Consider the following 20,068-nt stretch of genomic DNA (forward strand, 5'->3'; position numbering starts at 1 on the left):
GTGGCAGAGGTGTTATTCGGAGAGGAAAATGTCAACGCGTATTTCCTGGAGTTTGACGATGAAAGATCCGGCGGATTTGAGCCGCTTTCCAAGGTGTCCGGAGACAAGAAGGTTGTTCTTGGACTGATCACGACAAAGTCACCGGAGCTTGAGGATAAGGCTGAGGTGATCAAGCGTATTCATGAGGCAGAGAAGTATATTCCGCTAGACAGACTTTATCTGAGTCCACAGTGTGGATTTGCTTCCTGTGAGATCGGAAACAAGCTGACCGAAGAACAGCAGTGGGCAAAACTCGCTCTTGTGAAGGAAGTTGCGGAAGAAGTATGGGGCTGTTAATGAATTTGCGACTTATTTTCTGATTGATTCAAGTCAGATCACTAACAAGAAAATAATATATGTTATCAGCAGGAAAACATTTGTCTGTGTTTTCCTGCTGATATTTATTTGTGAAAAGTTTTTCAAAGGAAATGTAATCATAAGAAAAAAGGAACTAAGGATATATATTTCCTAAGAGATATGTTATAATTATGATAGATTAAAAGGTAAGGAGGTATAGTTATGAGTAAAAGAAACCGATGGAAACAAAGATGCAGCGTGTTTATGGCTGTGATGATGATCTTTACCTCCCTATATTGGGGGGAGATGAGGGTTTCAGCTGCGACACCGCCTGTAAAGATCAAGGTGACATATGGACAGACAGAAGCACGGACGATGCTTGCCGATATCAATGAATTCCGAACGTCGGATACGGAGGCGTGGTGCTGGGATAAAACCGATAGTATAAAGGAGTCGTGGCGGACCACGGAGTTACAGTATGATTATGAGTTAGAGCGTGTTGCAATGAAAAGGGCAGCAGAGATTGCGCTTTCCTACGATCATACCAGATCAAACGGCACGAGTTATTTGACTGCATATCCGTCCGGATATAAGATGGTGGGAGAAAATATTGCTGCCGGTTATAAGAGTGCAGCAGAGGTGTTTGACGGATGGAAGGAAGAGAATGAACCTTATGGCGGACAGGGACACAGAAGAAATATGCTCAGTTCTAATTTTAAGGCTATTGGAATCGGGCATGTCGTATATCAGGGATGCCATTACTGGGTGCAGGAGTTTGGTGATAAGGTCATGGATGGGACGGCTTCAGCAGCGAATGACAGTACGCAGATTGAGGATGTAGATGTTTCACCGTCTTATATCACAGCAGTAAAAACAAATCTGGATGATGTCAGTCTGACAGTCGGAGAGAAAGCAACGACAGCAGATTTTTCACTTGCAATAAATGTGCGGGATCAATGGGGGTATCAGAAGGATTGTGTGATAGAGAATATCTGTACTGCAAAAATTGAAGATGAAACCATTGCAAGCCTGTCGGATGACGGTTTGATTATCGGATTAAAGAGTGGTACGACTAAAATCTGGATATCCAACCCATTCGGAGATGATTTTTGCCGTACGATCACAGTCAGCGAGGAAACAGGACCAAAAGATGATCATACAGCGAGTCCGGATGTGGGCAAAACAGATATTTCTGTGGAGCCGATCGAGGATCAGATATATACCGGTTATGCTTTGATGCCGGATGTGGTCGTAAAAGACGGTTCAAAGGTACTCGTAAAAGATATAGATTATACTGTTTCATACAGTAATAATACAAATGTTGGAACTGCTTCTGTAAAAATTATGGGAAATGGAACATATGAAGGTTCTTATACGACGAACTTTAAAATCGTTTCGTGTGCGATAGGACAGGCGACCTGCAGCAGAATTGCAGACCAGACTTATACCGGGGATGCAATTCGGCCATCATTTACCGTTACTTATAATAATAAGACATTGGTAAAAGGAACAGATTACACAATATCTTTTAAGAATAATGTCAATGTCGGAACGGCAACCATTATCATTACCGGAAAAGGAAACTTTGAGGGAAACAAAGAGATAACATTTAAGATTACAAAGCCATCAGATATTTCGGTAGATGCAATTGCAGACCAGACGTACACCGGTTCTGCATTGAAGCCGGAGGTTGTTGTAAAAGAAGGCACAAAGGTACTTAGAAAAAGTGTGGATTATTATGTTTCTTACAGCGACAATACAAATGTAGGAACTGCCACTGCAAAAATCACAGGAAGAGGAGATTATGGCGGTTCCTGTACAACAACTTTTAAGATCCTTCCATGTGCAATCAGTCAGGTTACTATAGGAAAAATTGCAGATAAGACATACAGCGGAAAGAAAATTGAACCATCTGTTAAACTTACCTATGCGAATGAGAGTTTGAAAAAAGGAACGGATTATACTGTTTCCTATGATAACAATATTAATGTAGGAACTGCGACAGCAACTATTACAGGAATCGGCAATTTTACGGGAACAACCACAGTAAGCTTTAAAATTGTAGAAAGTACTGTTAAGATTACGGTTGGCATGATTTCTGATCAGACATTTACAGGAGCGGAGATTACACCGGCAGTTTCTGTGCGGAAGGGAACGAAAAAGTTAACAAAGGATGTGGACTACAAGGTTTCTTATGCTGACAATATCAATGTAGGAACTGCAACGGTTACTGTTACCGGAATTGGCTCTTATGAGGGAACTGCCAGTAAGACATTTCGGATCGTATCCCGTCCGATCAAAGAGGTCAGTGTTGAAACAATTGATACTCAGGAATATACAGGGAAGAAGCTTACACCGAAGCTGAAACTGACTTATAATGGAAAAACATTAACAGAGAAAGTTGATTATGTAGCTGTATACAGCAGTAACATAGGACCTGGAAATGGCGTGGTTAAGATTCAGGGAAAAGGCAATTTTAGCGGACAAAGAACAGAAGTTTTCAAAATTATAGAAAATAAGCAGTCTGCTAACAGAGGTGACAATCAGAACGATAAAAAAGGCGATAATCAAAACGATAATAAAGATGATAAAAAAGACGATAATAAAGACGAAACCGTTCACACCACAAAAATGACGCTGAGCAAGATAAGAGTGACGTTAAAGAAAGGCAAAACTTACCGCTTAAAAGTGACGGTAAATGCCGGAAGCGTAGACAAGATTACGTTTAAGTCATCCAATAAAAAGGTTGCAACGGTGTCTAAAAATGGTGTTATTAAAGCGAAGAAAGCAGGAAAAGCACGCATTACTGTAAAGAGTGGAAAAAGAACAAAATGGTGCAGGGTAGTTGTAAAAAATAAGAAATAAAAGGGAGCAAATAATCATGAAGAAATCAAAAGCAGTCATTGGTGTTTTATGTGGTATTCTGGCAGTTGCCCTTGTGGTGGCATCTGTGATGGTGCAGATTTACGGGGGACGCCGGCAGGAGGCAAAGGCAAATAAGAAAACAACAACTCTGGTTGTCTATTTTTCGGCAACGGGTACAACAAAGAAAGCTGCCAGAAAGGTGAAGAAGGCGACGAAAGGAAAGCTGTATCGTATCAAAGCGGCGCAGCCATATACGCGGGAGGATCTGGACTATTACACCAAGGATAACTGCAGGGCACAAAAAGAGCAGAACGATGACAATGCAAGACCGGAGATCGCGGGAAGCATCAAGAATATGAGTGAGTACGAAACGATCTATATAGGATATCCGATCTGGTGGGGCAAGGAGCCTAAGATCATCCGCACATTTTTGGAGTCCTATGATCTGAGGGGCAAAAAGATTATTCCGTTCTGCACAAGCGGTGGAAGCGGAATCTCCGGAAGTATGTCTGAGATCAGAGAATCTGCCAAGGGAGCAAATGTGATCGAGGGAAAGGATCTGACAGAAGTTTCTCTTAAGTCTGTTAAGAAGTGGACAAAATCCATAGGAAAATAATCGGAAATGATTGTAATCAAAAAGGAGCCATATCAATGATTGATATGGCTCCTTTACCGCATTTAATTAAACTCGCCGTTTTTATGTCTCTGGAAGAAGTCCTTTGTCTCCTTGACAATGACACCGTTTAAGGCGAAGATGGCGATCATATTCGGAATAGCCATCAGTCCGTTAAAGATATCAGCAATCGTCCATACAGCACTTACTGTCATGTAAGGTCCGATAAATACGGCAAAGATATATAACCAGCGGTAGATCTTGACGTGCTTCATGTTACCGCCGCTTAAGTATTCCAGACAACGCTCGCTGTAGTAGTCCCAGCCGAGGATCGTTGTGAATGCGAAGAATACAAGACAGAGCATCAGGATGAAGGCGGATACTTCAGCAGGGAACGGAAGCCCCTTCTGGAATGCATATGTAGTTACGGCAACACCTTCGAGTCCCTCTACCTGCCATGCACCGGTCAGTATAATGGAAAGTCCGGTCAGTGTACAGATCACGATGGTATCGATAAAGGTACCGGTCATGCTGACAAGACCCTGGCGGACAGGCTCCTTTGTCTGTGCGGCAGCTGCTGCGATCGGAGCACTACCAAGACCTGCCTCGTTGGAGAAGATACCACGGGCAACACCCTTTTGCATTGCAACAAACATACTTCCGACAGCACCACCGGTCACCGCCTTTGGAGTGAAAGCTGCTTTGACGATGATCCTGATCGCTGCAGGTACCTGTGTAATATTGGTGATGATCAAAATAGCGGCAAACAGGAAATAAATGATTGCCATAAATGGCACGATAACCTGGCTGACACTGGCGATTCGTTTGATACCACCGATCAGTACCGCTGCCACGCAGAACGCGAGGATCAGGGATGCAATAACAACCGACCAGGAGTATTTTCCTAAAAACATGATGTTGACACAGTGCTTGTTGTTTGGATCAAAGAAGCCGTGAACGGCACTGGAGATACCGTTTACCTGACTGAAGGTACCGATACCGAAAAGACCAACACAGACACCAAAGAATGCGAACAGCTTTGCAAGCCATTTCCATTTCTTTCCCATTCCCTGCTCAATGTAGTAGAATGGTCCGCCGAGACTGTGTCCGTCCTCGCCTACGATACGATATTTGACAGCGAGCAGTCCCTCTGAAAACTTCGTTGCCATACCGAAGAAGGCGGCGACGATCATCCAGAACAGTGCTCCGGGACCACCGGTGCCAACAGCAGTTGCAACGCCGACGATATTACCTGTTCCGATCGTTGCACTCAGAGCGGTACAAAGAGCGGAGAAACTGGAGATTTCACCTTCACCGCCCTCCTCGTTTTTGATCATCCATTTTAAGGCAAGAGGAAGCTTACGGATCTGGAGAAGTCCCAGACGTAAAGTAAGCAGGATACCACCGGATAAGATCAGTACCATAAGTGGGACACCCCATACGAGATTGTCAATATTTGCGAGTACATCATTGATTGTTTTCCACATTTTTTTATCCTTCCTGTGAGTGATTTAGGGCATAAAAATAAAAACCCTAATATACTATATCGTTTTTTTGTTTTTTTTTCAACAAAATATTGCGGAGGCAAAAGCGAACGCGCCCGCGAGCGATAAAAAGCAGAGCTTTTTTGAACCTTTTGATGACGCGTTACGAATTCATGATATAATGTACGCAAAGGAGGATTTTTCCATGAAAGAAAGCTATCGTTTTTATCAGAATAAAGCGTGTGAATATTTCCCGTGTCATCCGGTGGACGATCCGGATTCGTTTAACTGTCTGTTCTGCTATTGTCCGTTATATCTGCAGGAAAAATGCCTTGGCAGTCCGGAATGGATATTAAGCGGAAAAGGACAGAAGATCAAGGATTGCAGCAACTGCATGGTAGTTCACAGACCGGAAATGTATGATAAGGTACTCGCGCAGCTTTGCAGGCAGGACTTTACGGTTTCGGTCAACGTCTGGAATTTCAGAAATGAGATCTGGCGGAGAATGGCACAGATCGCCTCCTGGGATCAGATGGAGGCGGAGCTGTTCTGGCAGCACCGGGGAGCCGCGATCAGCAGTGTCACCAATATGATGGAAAAGCACAAATATCTTTACCGTGTGACGATCAAGCTGCAGCCGTTTGATGCAGCTTGTGTACAGAATGACCGTTTTTCCTTTGGAAAGCAGGAGATTTTCTGTACGGTGCTGGAACGGATCGACCGCAGTAAGATCACGGAAGGATACCTTTATGCCTTTCATGCACCGGACTTTCCGGTGGAGGAGGCTTCCTCCCTATTGTCACAGTATTATCTGGAAACCTTTCAGATCGCATGTATGGATGTGGTGAGAGAGTGGGTGCGGGACTATCTGGCACGAAAGCACAGTGTTACGTCACCGCATTACTGTTCGGATTCCTTTGGACCGGGCTATTATGGCATGGAGCTTTCGGCGGTGGAGAAGCTGACGGATGTTATGGATCCGGCAGATGCCGGTATTAGTTGTGAGGATGGCATGCTGCAGCCAATGATGAGTCTGGTCGGACTTTATCTGATCAGTACAGAGGATATATTGTCGGACTGTGGTGACTGTGCAGGCTGTATCGGTCAGAAGGAGGGCTGCCGTTTTTGTGCTAATTATGTGAAGCGGTCATAGCGGCAGACAGGGGACTGTCTTATTAAGATTAGATATTGCAATATAAGTTGGATTCGTGTTAAAATTAATATTTGGTCGCAAATAAGGATGATTGATGGAGGAAATATTTATGAGTGAAAATCAGACTTCGTCCCCAATCGCAGAAAATAAAATGGGGACAATGCCAATTGGAAAATTAGTATTTAATATGTCTTTGCCGATGATGATCTCTATGCTGGTACAGGCACTGTACAATATTGTGGACAGTATCTTTGTGGCAAAACTGTCAGAAAATGCGTTGACAGCCGTATCTTTAGCATTTCCGCTTCAGACACTTCTGATCGCTGTCGGAGCCGGTACCGGCGTCGGTATGAATGCGCTGGTGTCGAGGGCGCTTGGAGAGAAGGAACATGAGAAGGCGGATAAGATCGCTGCAAACGGCGCATTTATTTATGCCATGAGTTATATTTTATTTCTGATCCTTGGTTTTACCGTGGTCAGACCGTTTTATGTGAGTCAGGCTGGAAAGGCAGATGCAGAGATCATGACTATGGGGATTGAGTATCTGAGTACCGTTATGATCTTCTCCTTTGGATTGCTTTCCCAGTTCTTTTTTGAACGTCTTTTGACCTCTACCGGTAAGACCATATTCAGTATGATCTCGCAGATGAGTGGAGCGGTTACCAATATTGTTCTTGATCCGATTCTGATCTTTGGTCTGTGTGGTGCACCGAAGATGGGGGTTGCCGGAGCAGCAGTTGCAACAGTGATCGGTCAGTGTGTTGCCGGAATCGTCGCCGGAACCTGTCATCATAAGTTTAACCATGAGGTGAATGTACATCTGAAGGGCTTTCGTCCGAATGGAAGGATCATCGGCACAATCTATGCGGTTGGTATTCCTTCTATTATTATGCAGTCGATCGGTTCTGTGATGACCTATTGCATGAACCGTATCCTGATCGATTTTTCATCGACGGCAACAGCAGTATTCGGCGTATATTTCAAGCTGCAGAGCTTTTTCTTTATGCCGGTGTTTGGACTGAACAACGGAATTACTCCGATCATTGCATACAATTACGGCGCTCGCAAGAGAAAGAGAATGGTTCACACGATAAGATTAAGTATGACAGTGGCGTTCTGCCTGACCTGCATCGGTTTTATTTTGTTTGAGACAATTCCACAGGTGCTTCTTGGAATGTTCAATGCTTCTGCGGATATGCTGACGATCGGTGTGACGGCACTTCGGATTATTGGTATCCATTACCTGATCGCATGGTTCTGTATTATTGCGGGTACTGTGTTCCAGGCACTTGGAAAGGCAGTATTCAGTATGATCGTATCGATCATGCGCCAGCTTGTGGTACTGATCCCGGCAGCCTATGTTCTTGCCAGAGTCGGAGGACTTCATATGGTATGGTGGTCCTTCCCGATTGCAGAGGTGATCTCATTTATCGTTTCCACGATATTCCTGATCCGGATCTACCGGACGATCATACAGAAGATCCCGGCATAGTATGGATCACGACAATGCTTACAGATAAAGTAGAGACAATGAAAGTTCGATTATACTTGAAAGAAAAGAAAGTTGCGGAGGCAGTATGAAACATCGAATATCAGCGGTTATTGCGTGCATATTGGCGGGAGTGCTCCTGACAGCATGCAGTCTGGAAAGTGCGAAGACGGGAGAGAAGACACTGCCAAAGATTACGATTGGCGGGGCCATCTATAAACCGTACTTTTATAAGGACGTCGAAGAAAATTATACAGGCATAGATGTGGAGTTGGCAAAGGAAGCCTGTGCACGTTTAGGCTATCGTCCGGTTTTTAAAGAGATCGATCTGGGACAGCGAAAGGAGTTGTTGCAGAGTGGGAAGATCGATTGTATGTGGAGCTGTTTTAGTATTGATGACAATAATGATGATTATCTGTGGGCAGGACCGTATCTTTACAGCCGCCGTGTTGTTGTGGTACGGGGAGACAGTGATGTGACGAGACTTGCCGATCTGAAGGGCAGATCGATTGCGGTTCAGTCCAATTCTACTTCAGAGAAGATATTTATGAAGAGGGTCAATCATCAGATACCGGAGGTATCAAGAATTGCATCCTACCGAACCTTTGGAGAGGTATTTACGGCACTGCGTAAGGGGTACGTGGATGCGATTGCAGGACATGAGGGCGCACTTCTTGTTTATACACAGGATTATCCGGGACAGTACCGTTATCTGGATATGACGCTGCATCAGGCAAAACTTGGCGTTGCCTTTGCCAAAAACGGCGATGAAAAGCTTGCCGGACGGCTGACGACAGTATTAAATGAGATGTCAGAGGATGGGACAACGGGAAATATTATTGAAAAGTACGGATTAGATGTGGACAGAAATGTATATGGAGGGGCTGACTGATGGGGAAGACTGATGAGAAGATACAGGAATACAGCCCGTTCAAAATAGGGGGAATATTTAGTGTTATTGGAATCCTGTTTCTTGTAATTGTGTATGGGGCGGTGACAAATGCTGAGTGCAGTCAGGTAAAGAAAAATGCGGAGACAACACTGCAGTTTGTGCGTTCACTGTGCCGCAAATACGATGATTATCGGCTTGGAAATCTGACAAGAGACCTTCAGACAGTGATCAATAAATCAAGGACCTTAAGTTCATATGTGAAGGAGACTCAGGCATCGTTAGAAGAATATACGGATATGCAGGATCTAACGGGAATCTGTATTCTGGATGCGGATGCGAAGGTGGTACTCCGGTCGGGACAGCGTCCGCTGGAGGAGAAAGCACTTCTTAAGGCGATCCGTAAGGAGAGTAATCTGAAAAGCATTATTCAGGATTCCAGGAAAACCTATGCGGATCAGATCGAGCTGGAGGGACGTTATTATAATTATGCGTTGGTGGCAAGAACGAAAAAGCCCGGTGTAATCCTGTGTTACGATGATATTACGAGGACGATCGCAGATAAGAATGAACTTTCGCTTGGCTCACTTCTGGCGGGGGATACCTTTGAGGGTGATGCACAGATCATAGTAACAGATGGAAAAACGGTTGTCGGAACCAATGTATCCGATCTGCAGGGACTTGCGGTGGATCAATGTCCGGTCATCAGTGCTTACGGACAGGACAAGGTGCAGAACGACGGGAAATTGTTTGAACTGCGTGACAGCGGGAAAAGCTGGTACGGAAAGCAAGAGTTTTATCGCAGCTATTATTTATATGTTTTTTACAGCGACAAGAATGTTTTTGCCAATCGTATCTATTATATGCTGATCGCATGTGCGGGATACATGGTGGTATGTGTGCTGCTTGCCAATTTGCTGGAGCATACCAGAAAGCTGCGTCTTAAACATATGGAGAAGGAGTATCATCTGGTCAGCACGATCGCCAGTATCTATGAGGCCAATCTGCTGATACACCTGAAGGAGGATAGCTGGGAGGCGGTTGTAAAGTCTGAGCGTTTCAGTGAGGTGATTGATGGAACGCCATCGGCAAGAGAGATGTTAAAGGTATTTACGGACAGACTGGTACAGGATACATATCAGGAGGGCTTTACGAGCTTTGCAGAGCTTGATACGCTGGATGAACGCCTTCGTGGGAAGACATTTATCGGATATTCATATGAGAGCAAGCAGGGGCACTGGTATCTGTCGCTGTTCATTCCGCAGAGAGATGCCGGGGGAAGCCTGCAGTCTGTGATGTTGGTATTTCGCAATGTGACGGATCAGAAGAGAAAGGAAATGGAGTATCAGAAGCAGCTTCGTGTGACAGCAGAGGAAGCGAAACGTGCCGATGATGCCAAGACAGATTTCCTGCGCCGGATGAGTCACGATATCCGCACGCCGATCAACGGCATCCGTGGTATGGTAGAGATCGGAAAGTCCTGTGAAAAGGATGTGCAGAAAACGGATGAGTGCTATGATAAGATCCTTGGAGCGTCTGATTTCCTGCTGGATCTGGTCAATAACGTGCTGGATATGAGTAAGCTGGAGGCGGGAGAGATTGAAATGGAGCATAAGCCGTTTGATCTTAAGGAGCTTATGAAGGATTCGCTTCTGGTGGTGGAAAGTCAGGCGGCACAACACGGAATCACGATCCACAGGGATGCAGCGGAGGGCAATTACTGGCATTTTGTGGGAAACCCGCTTCACCTGAAGCAGGTTTTCCAGAATATTGTTTCTAATGCGATCAAATACAATAAAGAAAATGGTTCCGTTCGTGTATGGTGCCGCCAGATGTCCGTGGATGCCGGATATGCGACCTTTGAATTTGGCTGTGAGGATACAGGAATTGGTATGAGTCAGGAGTTTCAGAAGCATGCCTTTGATACCTTCGCACAGGAGTCAGACGCTGTCAGGACAACCTATTCCGGATCGGGGCTTGGACTTCCGATCGCCAAAAAGCTGGTAGAACATATGGGAGGTACCATTTCCTTTGTCAGTGAGCAGGGGAAGGGAACAACCTTTACGGTTCATCTGCCGCTGCAGATTGACCGGAAATATTGTAGCGGGGATGGTGAATCAAAGACCGGCGATGTATCCATTCAGGATCTCCGCGTGCTTTTAGTGGAGGATAACGAACTGAATATGGAGATTGCAGAATATATGCTGACCGACAAGGGTGCTGTTGTGACGAAGGCATATAATGGCAGGGAAGCACTGGAGAAGTTTGAAGCGTCAGACCCTGGCAGCTTTGATGTGATCCTGATGGATATTATGATGCCGGAGATGGACGGTCTTGAGACAACCAAAGCGATCCGGGGTCTGTCAAGAGAGGATGCCGGAAGTGTTCCGATCATCGCCATGTCCGCCAATGCCTTTGCAGATGATATTACAAGGAGCAAGGCGGCAGGTATGAATGCCCATCTTTCAAAGCCGCTTGATTTCGAGGAGTTATTCCGGACGATTAAACGGTATGGCGGTGCCGGGGCATCGTAAGGAATATTAATAACGAAAAGCATATTCAGAAATAAAATACAGGCAGAATGGTAAAGCTTACCGTTCTGCCTGTATTGATCTAAGACCTTTTGAGCTTTAAGGTCTGGATCTGCCCCAGTAGCCTTCGATCGCTTCCCGGTTCAGGTTTTCACCGATGACGATCAGGATCGCCTGGCCGACAGCGATCGGATGGATCTGCGTCTGTTTTAGCGTTGCATTGACAGCAATCCAGCTTTCATCCGGAAGCTTTTGGAAGCCCTTGATCCGGAAGACCTTGCCGCAGGCGGGGTCATTTAATATTTCGCGGCAGGACTTTTGAAGAAAATCTTCGGTAAATTCCATATTCATAAAATAAAGGCTGTCATAGGTCTTCTGACTGTCCATCCAGAGCTTGGCGTAATCGGCACCGTGATATCCACTGCTCATGATCTGACGGAAATCCTGTGTGGTCAGATCGGTCCAGTCCTTTTGGAAAACAGTCTGTCCGGCGGGAAGCGTCATATGAAGCTCATTCATAACACCGGTTACGAACTGTCTGGTCTCTTCAAGCTGCGCCGGTGAAACCTCCTGCACATGACTGTAGAGGACGGTACCGGCTTGTGCCGTCTGTGATGCCAGAATATAGCGGGAGTCTTTAGAGAGCTCCTGATCCGGAGCTGCATCGATGATCGTGATCACATTGCCGATTGCATACCAGCGGTCTAAAGGCTCCTCATGGAGGGCATCAAAGAATTCGTCCATATCAAAGATGCCTGAGGGTTCCACCAGTACACGGTCGTAGCCGCACATTCCCATCGCGATCAGCTTTGTTTTAAAACGTCTGCGGTGGCAGTCGGCATCACAGCCGCCGGCGACCATCTCCAGAGTACAGTTGTCACCGAGGATATCCTGCAGCAGCAGGGCATCGACATTGACTGCACCAAAATCATTTTCCAGTATTCCGATGTTTAGCCCCTGATCGATCAGATATTTCGCATATCTGCGGATAAACGTTGTCTTGCCGGAGCCGAGAAATCCCGTGATCAAATCAATCTGAATCATAGTTACAACCTCTTTTCTGTCTGTTTGTGGACAGTTTATCACAGATGTCCTTAAAAAGCATCTTTTATTCTGTGTATCATGATAGATATTATCGGCATATTCTTTTCTAATATGAGACTTTTTCATGATTATATAAAAAAATTCACAAAACGACTTGTCTCGATAAAATAATACCATTATAATTATCGTAATTAAGAGAAGAATGAACAAATAGAAAGAGGTATGAAAATGCAGCATAAAAAGAACTACGAAATAAGTCTATTCGTAATCGGATGCATTCTGATCAACTGTATCGGCAAGTATGCGGCAGCAAAGATGCAGCTTCCGCTCTGGCTGGATTCCTTTGGCACAGTCTGCAGTGCGTATGCACTGGGACCGGTGTGCGGTGGAATCGTCGGTGCAGCGACGAATGTGATCTACGGTTTTTCCCATCCGGTTTCCTGTATCTATGCCATCACCAATGTGGCACTTGGGATTCTGGTAGGACACTGCGCGGCAAGGGGATATCTGCAGAATCTGTTCCGGACGATGACACTCAGCTTTCTGGTTACCGTGGTGTCGGTGGCAGTATCGGTTCCGTTAAATATCCTTTTCTCCGATGGCAGAACCGGGAATATCTGGGGAGACGGTGTGATCGATCTGCTTGGACAGATGGGACTGATCCATTGGCTCTGTTATGTGATTGGAGAGTTTTACGTGGACTTTTTGGATAAGGTTGTGACGCTGGTGGCGTTTTTTGCCGTGCTGAAGCTGTTTCATGACCGGAGACAGAGAAAGCAGGAGACAAAGAATCCGAAGATACGTCCGAATCATGTGAAGACGGGAATCTTTGCAGGAATCCTTGTTCTGCTTGCCGCATGGCAGCCGGGCTGTGACATGAAGGCGGCAGCAGAAGAGCGTTATAACACATATGTCCAGACGATATATAACGATGGAAACGGGCTGCCGGGTGGCAAGGCGAATGATATTGCCCAGACAAAGGACGGTATCCTGTGGATCGGAACTTATGGCGGACTGTACCGCTACAATGGAAGCAGCTTTCGATGGATGAATGAATACGAGTCGGTCAAAAATGTCAACTGCCTTTATACGGATGAGGCAGGAAGACTCTGGATCGGAACAAATGACAGTGGTGTTTCGATCAGCATTAATGAAGAAATTTCCAATGTTATAGATTCCATGCACGGACTTCCCTCTGATTCGGTGCGATGCATTACAGAAAATTCCGATGGAACTTTTTACATCGGTACAACGGATGCGCTTGCCGTTGTATCCTTATCCGGTGGTCTGGCAGTTACGGATATGATCCCGGAGATCACCTATGCCAGAAGTCTTTCGGCGGATCAGGCAGGTCATGTGGCTGCAGTTACGGATGAGGGAGGTCTGTACCTTCTCCGTAACGGAGAGATCATCGCACAGTGGGAGAAAAGACCGATGCAGGCAGCATATTCCTGTTGTATGTTTGACCAGTCCGGCAAGCTGTATGTTGGAAGAACCGACAATGTGATCGAGGTCTATGAACCCTCCGGCAAGATCTGGAAGAACACGCAGGTGATCAAATGCGGTTCCTTGTCCAATATTAAGTCATTAAACCGCTCCGAGGATGGTGAGATCTTTATTTGTGCGGACAATGGAGCCGGTTATCTGAATGCAAAGAATGTTTATCAGGATATCAATACCAACAAGTTTAACAGCTCGATCGATCACATGCTGATCGATTATCAGGGAAACCTCTGGTTTACCTCATCAAGACTTGGTCTGTTTCGGATGTGTAAGTCTGTGTTTACGGAGATATTTACTGAGGTGGGACTGGATGAGGATGTCGTAAATACCGTGACAAAGTGGGACGGTAATCTGTATTTTGGTACAGACAGTGGTCTTGACATTGTAAATGGACGTATGACGGAGGTTCGGGAGAATGCACTGACAAGAAAACTGCAGGGCATCCGGATACGCTGTCTGATGGTGGACAGCCGCAACCATCTGTGGATCTGTACCTCCGGTTCCGGTGTGCTGGAGCTTGCCACGGATGGAACCATGCACAGCTATACAGAGAAGGAAGGGCTGCTCGGCGATAAGTTCAGAACTGCGATGGAGCTCACGGATGGAACCATTGCTCTGGCGGGCGACATCGGCATCAGTTTTGTCAAAAACGAAAAGATCACAGGAACGATCGGCACAGAGAATGGTCTTGCTAATCCAAAGGTGCTCTGTATGCTGGAGCAGAAGGACGGAAGTATCCTGGCAGGAACAGACGGTAATGGTATTGCACTGATCCGCAATCGGAAGGTGGTTTCGCATTACAAGAAGACAAACGGCTTAAGCTCCGGAGTTGTACTCAGAATGGTTCCGGATACCGATAACGGAGGTATTTTCGTGATCACGAGCAACAGTCTGTGCTTCATGAAAAAGGATCAGATCCGCGAGCTGAAGAATTTCCCGTATTATAATAATTTCGATATGGTTGAGGGAAATAAGGGGGAGGTTTTTGTGCTCAGTTCAGCCGGTATCTATGTTGTAGATAAGAAGAAGCTGGAAAACGGAGAGAAGTTAGATTATGATCTGTTAAATGCCACAAAGGGTCTGCAGGAGTCGTTGACGCCAAATGCATGGAATTATATTGACGAGAACGATAATCTCTATATTTCCGGTGGCTTTGGTGCGGTATATATGAATATCAATGATTACAATTCACACAATTTCTCGTACCGTATGCTGATGAAGTCGATCCGGCTGGACGGGGAGACATCTTATGTGGAGCGAGGAGAGGTCTTTCATATTCCGAGAGGCGTGTCACATATCGAGATCGTACCGGAAGTAGTCAATTACTCGATCAACGATCCGTATGTACGGGTATGGCTGGAGGGCTTTGACAAGGAGCCGGTCATTGTTGCTCAGAGTGAACTGAAAAATATTGTGTACACCAATCTGCCGACAGGAGACTATGTTTTCCACATGGCGGTGTACGATAACCAGAAAGCAAAGGTGATCGAGGAAAGCACCTATCCGATCGTAAAGGACAAAGAAATCTATGATCACTGGTGGTTTTATGTTTATTACGGTGCCGTCCTCGTTTTGACGATCGCATATCTGACCTGGCTGATCGTAAGAACACAGATCCAGAAGAAGCTGAATCTGCAGAAGAAGGAGCTGGAGCTTGCAAAGAACCAGATCCGGATGGGAAATGAGACGATCATCACGATTGCGAGAACGGTCGATGCCAAGGATGAAAATACCAGTCAACATTCCCAGCGTGTATCGGAATACTCTGTTATGATCGCAGAAAAGCTCGGATACGATAAGGAGGATCTGGAGGTGCTGCGAAAAACAGCATTGCTGCATGATATCGGAAAGATCGCGATTCCGGATCGTATCTTAAATAAAGCAGGCCGCCTGACCGATGAGGAATACGATGTGATGAAGTCCCATGTGATCCGGGGAGCAGAGATCTTAAAGAATTTTACGTTTATAGAGCATGTGGATGAGGGGGCACTGTACCATCATGAGCGGTATGACGGCAGAGGCTATGTGAATGGGCTGAAAGGAGAACAGATTCCGCTAAATGCGCGGATCATCGGTATTGCTGATGCCTTTGATGCGATGACAGCCAATCGTGTGTACCGCAAAAAGCTGGATCTTGATTTTGTGTTAAACGAACTGGAGAAGGGCAAGGGAACTCAGTTTGATCCCAAGCTTGTGGAGATCCTGTTAGGTCTTCTGGAGGATGGAACGATCGATGTAGAGAGTCTGTACGGCAGAAAAGATATTCTGGAACAGTCATAAAAGAAAGAGGGGCATGGTATGAAGAGAATATATTTGATCACATTTAGCAGCGCACTGCTCGTTGTACTGGCGGCGTTCTGCCTTCATGTACTGATGCGGGATGACACAAAGCAAAGAAAGATCACTATCGGCTTTGTCTATGTGGGAGATACCAGTACCGCCTATACGGGCAATTTTGTCAAGGCGCAGAGGGCAGTTGAAAAGAAATACGCCGGGCAGGTGAAGACGATCCCGAAGTTTAATGTGACAGAGGGAAGCGAGGAGAGTATTTTGCAGGAGCTGGTGGATGATGGCTGTGATATGATCTTTACGACAAGCTTTGCGTTTGGAGAAAAAGCAAAGGAATGGGCAGGAAAGTATCCGAAGGTGCAGTTCTGCCAGTCGACCTGTGCCAATGCCAACGATAAGCCGGTTTATAAAAATTATCACACATATATGGGAGCAATCTATGAAGGAAGATATATCTCCGGTGTGGCAGCGGGCATGAAATTAAAGCAGCTGATTGATGAGGGAACCATTACGAAGGAGCAGGCAAAGGTCGGATATGTCGGAGCATATCCGTATGCGGAGGTAATCTCCGGATATACGGCATTTTTCCTCGGTGTGCGATCCATTGTGCCACAGGCACAGATGACCGTAAAGTACACAAACACATGGGGAAGCTATGCCTTAGAGAAGAAATGTGCCTCCGGGCTGATCCGTGAGGGCTGCGTGATCATATCACAGCATTCCGATACGACAGGACCGGCGGTAGCGTGTGAAGAGGTCAAGGGAGAAAAAATCGTGTATCATGTCGGTTATAATCAGAGTATGGCGGATGTGGCGCCGACAACGTATCTTACCGGGTGCAGGATCAACTGGGAACCGTACATTTCCTCTGCCGTGCAGGCAGTCATTGAGAACCGGGATATTGAAAATGAGGAGAATGCGACCGTAAATGGAAATGATGCCGGAGCAGGTTTTGATCAGGGGTGGGTGCAGATGCTGGAATTGAATGAGCTGATCGCCGCACCCGGAACCAGGGAAAAGATAGACTCTTTGATACACCGGTTTGAGCAGAAGAAGGTACATGTATTTCAGGGGGATTATATCGGGGTGGATCCGGAGGATGACACGGATCAGATCTCCTTGAAAAAGGAATATAAAGAGAATGAAAAGAGCTCGGCACCGACATTCCATTATGTGCTGAAAGATGTCATAAAGATTGAATAGAAAGCGGTGTTTTATTTGTAAAAATGTTACAAATACGATATAATATACTCGAAGGAAAAAGTAAATCATTTTATCACGGAACCGGCACGCATAGACCGGTTCCGGTAGTTTATGGGAAAGGAAGGAACAGTTATATTATGCGAAAAAGCAGAAAACTAATGGCAGTTCTGATGTCTGCTGCAATGATGGTTTCAGGACTGAGTGGGGTAAGTGTCCCGGCAAAGGCAGCAAAGAAAACGCCTGTCCGTCTGAATAAGACAAGCGTATCAGTCAAAAAGGGCAGGAAGGTGACCTTAAAGGTCAAGAAGAACAAAACGGTAAAGGTAAAATCCTGCAAATGGACCAGCAAGAAGAAAGCCATTGCAGTGGTTTCAAGGAAGGGCGTTGTTACCGGAAAAAAGGCCGGTAAGACAACCATCACTGCAGCAGTAAAGTATCAGATCAGGGGTAATAAAAAGCTTAAGACAAAGAAATTAAACTGTAAGGTCACGGTGAAGGCTGCAGCAGTGAAAGCGTCGCAGACACCGGCAGCACCGGCAAGCTCTGCGGCAGTGACAGCACCAACACAGACACCGGCAGCTTCGGCAGCAGCACCGACAATCATACCTACGGTTGTTCCGAGCACAGCACCGACACCGAATCCGGACAAGTCTAAGAACGGCATCCGCAAGTATGATGACGGTCAGATGGACAAGACAATGACAGCACCGGAGCTTATGCAGAAGATGGGACAGGGATGGAACCTTGGTAATACACTGGAAAGCTGCGGCATTGATACCAGCGAACTTCAGCCGTCAGAGATCACACCGACGGTATATGAGACAGGCTGGGGGCAGCCGGAGACAACCTACAAGATGATCACGGCGGTTAAGAAATGTGGCTTTAACACCGTTCGTATTCCGGTAGCATGGTCTAATATGATGCCGGATGACGGTACATATACGATCAATGACGCATATTTTAATCGTGTTGAGACAGTAATGAACTACTGCTTTAGAAATGATATGTACGTTGTTCTCAATATTCACTATGACAGTGCATGGTGGGGCATGTTTGGCGCCGCTGACAGCGAGGGCAATGCGAGAGAGGATGTCCGTAAGGAGGCCTGGAAGAAGTATGAGGCAATCTGGACACAGATCGCAGAGCGTTACGGTGAGTATGGAGATCATCTGATCTTCGAGTCAGCGAATGAGGAGTTAAGTGATTTTGTCGGCGGAGATAATCTGGGTCTTAACACGAAGTACGAGGGAGTACAGGGAAATCTCACCAATGATGAGGCATATGAAGTGACAAACCGGATCAACCAGAAGTTTGTTGAGATCGTGCGTAACAGCTCAGATAAGCTTTTCTGTGAGAACAACAAGTACAGACAGCTTCTGATCGCCGGCTTTGCAACCGATCTGGACAAGACCTGCGATGAACGTTTTAAGATGCCGACCGATACCGTAGCAGAGAATGGTCAGACAAAGCTCAGCGTTTCTATTCATTATTATTCACCATATGGCTGGGGAATCTTAGAGGATAAGACGAATGCGGATTATCAGGGAAGCTGGGGGTCACAGGAGGATTACGATTATCTTCATTCACAGTTTGACAAGCTAAAGAAATTCTCCGACAATGGCTATGGAATCATTATCGGAGAGTACGGCTTTGGTAATACCGACAAAAAGGGCATTCCGGCATATGTGAAGGAAGTTATGACATACGGTAAGAAGATCGGAGCAACTCCGGTTCTCTGGAACAATTCCGTATTTGACCGCTACGATGGTGTAATCTGCTTTAAGGATTTTGCACAGATGCTTGAGGAGGTAACGGGAGCAACAAATGTTCCTTTGGAAGAGGGCGCTGTTGACACAGGAACAATGCTGGTTGAGAAGCTAAGCGATGCAGATGTAGCCAAGATGAAGGTTGTTGCATCCTGGGAAGGAATCTGGAGCCGTACCAACAACAAAGGAATTACGGCAGATGGTAAGCCGGATCTTTCTCTGGGCGAGGTTGGTAACTTTGAGACAACAAGCTGCAGTGATGGTCTGACCGTTCAGTCCAACAAGTGGTTCTGGCAGTTGTTTTTGACCTATGACTGGTCGAAATTAAAGAAGCCGGCGATCCGTGTGACAATGGCTTCCGATGAACTGAGCAGCAAGGCGGATTTCCAGTTTGCATACTGCAAGGGTAAGGATATCAATGCAACTCACTTTGACACAATGGATCACGCAGAGTATAATGAGGCAGTGCTTGCACTTAGTGCAGAGAAGCTTGCCGGTGTCAAAAACTGGATTGAGTTCTCCTCTCCGACAGAGGGAGCATCGATTACCAAGATTGAGATTCTGGATCTGGCAGAATAAGAACTTTCCAAGTAGAATACGATTCATAAGATTTTTTAATGATAAAGATCATCTTTTGTCCGGTGATACCGGATGGAAGATGATCTTTTTGATGTATCGGAAATCCACAATGTATTGCTCTCACAAAATTATTAACTAAGACTTCCCATACCAAAGATGGAGATTCGCCCATAATATTTCTTATGTCCGGAAAATAAAATATGAATTTTGCCTGAGAAATCAGTTGATCCGTGAACTATGACTAAAAAATTGACGCAGATCAGTAGGATTTCCGAAAAATCTTTGCTTTGCAATGCTTTGATAAATACGCATCCGCACGACTGA

The 20,068-nt window shown here is 45.7% G+C and carries 11 protein-coding genes and 1 pseudogene; 10 read left to right on the forward strand and 2 right to left on the reverse strand.

Features of this window, described 5'->3' with window-relative positions; translation table 11 throughout:
* The 3 genes and pseudogenes from ACZLMD_RS09610 to ACZLMD_RS09620 all read left to right on the forward strand — a co-directional run.
* Positions 1–336 (forward strand): annotated as a pseudogene (locus tag ACZLMD_RS09610) (5-methyltetrahydropteroyltriglutamate--homocysteine methyltransferase); the annotation flags it as partial.
* A gap of 222 nt (positions 337–558) precedes the next feature.
* Positions 559–3,201, forward strand: coding sequence for a CAP domain-containing protein (locus ACZLMD_RS09615; protein WP_489495621.1), 2,643 nt, complete (start codon positions 559–561; stop codon positions 3,199–3,201).
* Between the two features lie 16 nt (positions 3,202–3,217).
* Positions 3,218–3,817, forward strand: coding sequence for a flavodoxin (locus tag ACZLMD_RS09620; RefSeq protein WP_178021293.1), 600 nt, complete (start codon positions 3,218–3,220; stop codon positions 3,815–3,817).
* Positions 3,818–3,879: 62 nt separating this feature from the next.
* Here ACZLMD_RS09620 and ACZLMD_RS09625 read toward each other — a convergent pair whose 3' ends face one another.
* Positions 3,880–5,301, reverse strand: coding sequence for an alanine/glycine:cation symporter family protein (locus tag ACZLMD_RS09625; protein WP_482522429.1), 1,422 nt, complete (start codon positions 5,299–5,301; stop codon positions 3,880–3,882).
* 202 nt (positions 5,302–5,503) lie between these two features.
* On the opposite strand from ACZLMD_RS09625, the gene ACZLMD_RS09630 reads away from it, so the two are divergent.
* The 4 genes from ACZLMD_RS09630 (at position 5,504) to ACZLMD_RS09645 (ending at position 11,363) form a co-directional block, all read left to right on the forward strand.
* Positions 5,504–6,451, forward strand: a complete 948-nt coding sequence (locus ACZLMD_RS09630; protein ID WP_022305374.1) for a cysteine-rich small domain-containing protein — start codon at positions 5,504–5,506, stop codon at positions 6,449–6,451.
* A gap of 109 nt (positions 6,452–6,560) precedes the next feature.
* Complete coding sequence (locus ACZLMD_RS09635; RefSeq protein ID WP_489495622.1) at positions 6,561–7,943, forward strand: MATE family efflux transporter; 1,383 nt, start codon at positions 6,561–6,563, stop codon at positions 7,941–7,943.
* Between the two features lie 85 nt (positions 7,944–8,028).
* A complete protein-coding gene (locus tag ACZLMD_RS09640) occupies positions 8,029–8,832 on the forward strand; it encodes a substrate-binding periplasmic protein (protein ID WP_482522699.1) in 804 nt (267 codons plus the stop codon).
* The gene (locus ACZLMD_RS09645; protein ID WP_489495623.1) at positions 8,832–11,363 is read left to right on the forward strand and encodes an ATP-binding protein; all 2,532 of its coding nucleotides are present in this window, start codon (positions 8,832–8,834) and stop codon (positions 11,361–11,363) included. The genes ACZLMD_RS09640 and ACZLMD_RS09645 overlap by 1 nt, the downstream gene beginning before the upstream one ends.
* Positions 11,364–11,459: 96 nt before the next feature.
* Here the strand turns inward: ACZLMD_RS09645 and ACZLMD_RS09650 are convergent, their stop codons facing one another.
* Positions 11,460–12,404 carry a GTP-binding protein gene (locus ACZLMD_RS09650; protein WP_482522264.1) on the reverse strand — a complete coding sequence of 315 codons (945 nt, stop codon included), beginning with the start codon at positions 12,402–12,404 and terminating at the stop codon, positions 11,460–11,462.
* 228 nt (positions 12,405–12,632) lie between these two features.
* Here ACZLMD_RS09650 and ACZLMD_RS09655 point away from each other — a divergent pair, with 228 nt between their 5' ends.
* From ACZLMD_RS09655 to ACZLMD_RS09665, 3 genes are all read left to right on the forward strand, one after another.
* The gene (locus tag ACZLMD_RS09655) at positions 12,633–16,187 is read left to right on the forward strand and encodes an HD domain-containing phosphohydrolase (protein ID WP_482522263.1); all 3,555 of its coding nucleotides are present in this window, start codon (positions 12,633–12,635) and stop codon (positions 16,185–16,187) included.
* Between the two features lie 18 nt (positions 16,188–16,205).
* Positions 16,206–17,399 (forward strand): BMP family ABC transporter substrate-binding protein, encoded by a 1,194-nt coding sequence (locus tag ACZLMD_RS09660; RefSeq protein ID WP_118559193.1) that lies wholly within the window; start codon positions 16,206–16,208, stop codon positions 17,397–17,399.
* Positions 17,400–17,536: 137 nt separating this feature from the next.
* Positions 17,537–19,744 carry a cellulase family glycosylhydrolase gene (locus tag ACZLMD_RS09665; protein ID WP_486818234.1) on the forward strand — a complete coding sequence of 736 codons (2,208 nt, stop codon included), beginning with the start codon at positions 17,537–17,539 and terminating at the stop codon, positions 19,742–19,744.
* Positions 19,745–20,068: the final 324 nt, after the last annotated feature.

It is taken from the genome of Jutongia sp. (assembly GCF_057878315.1).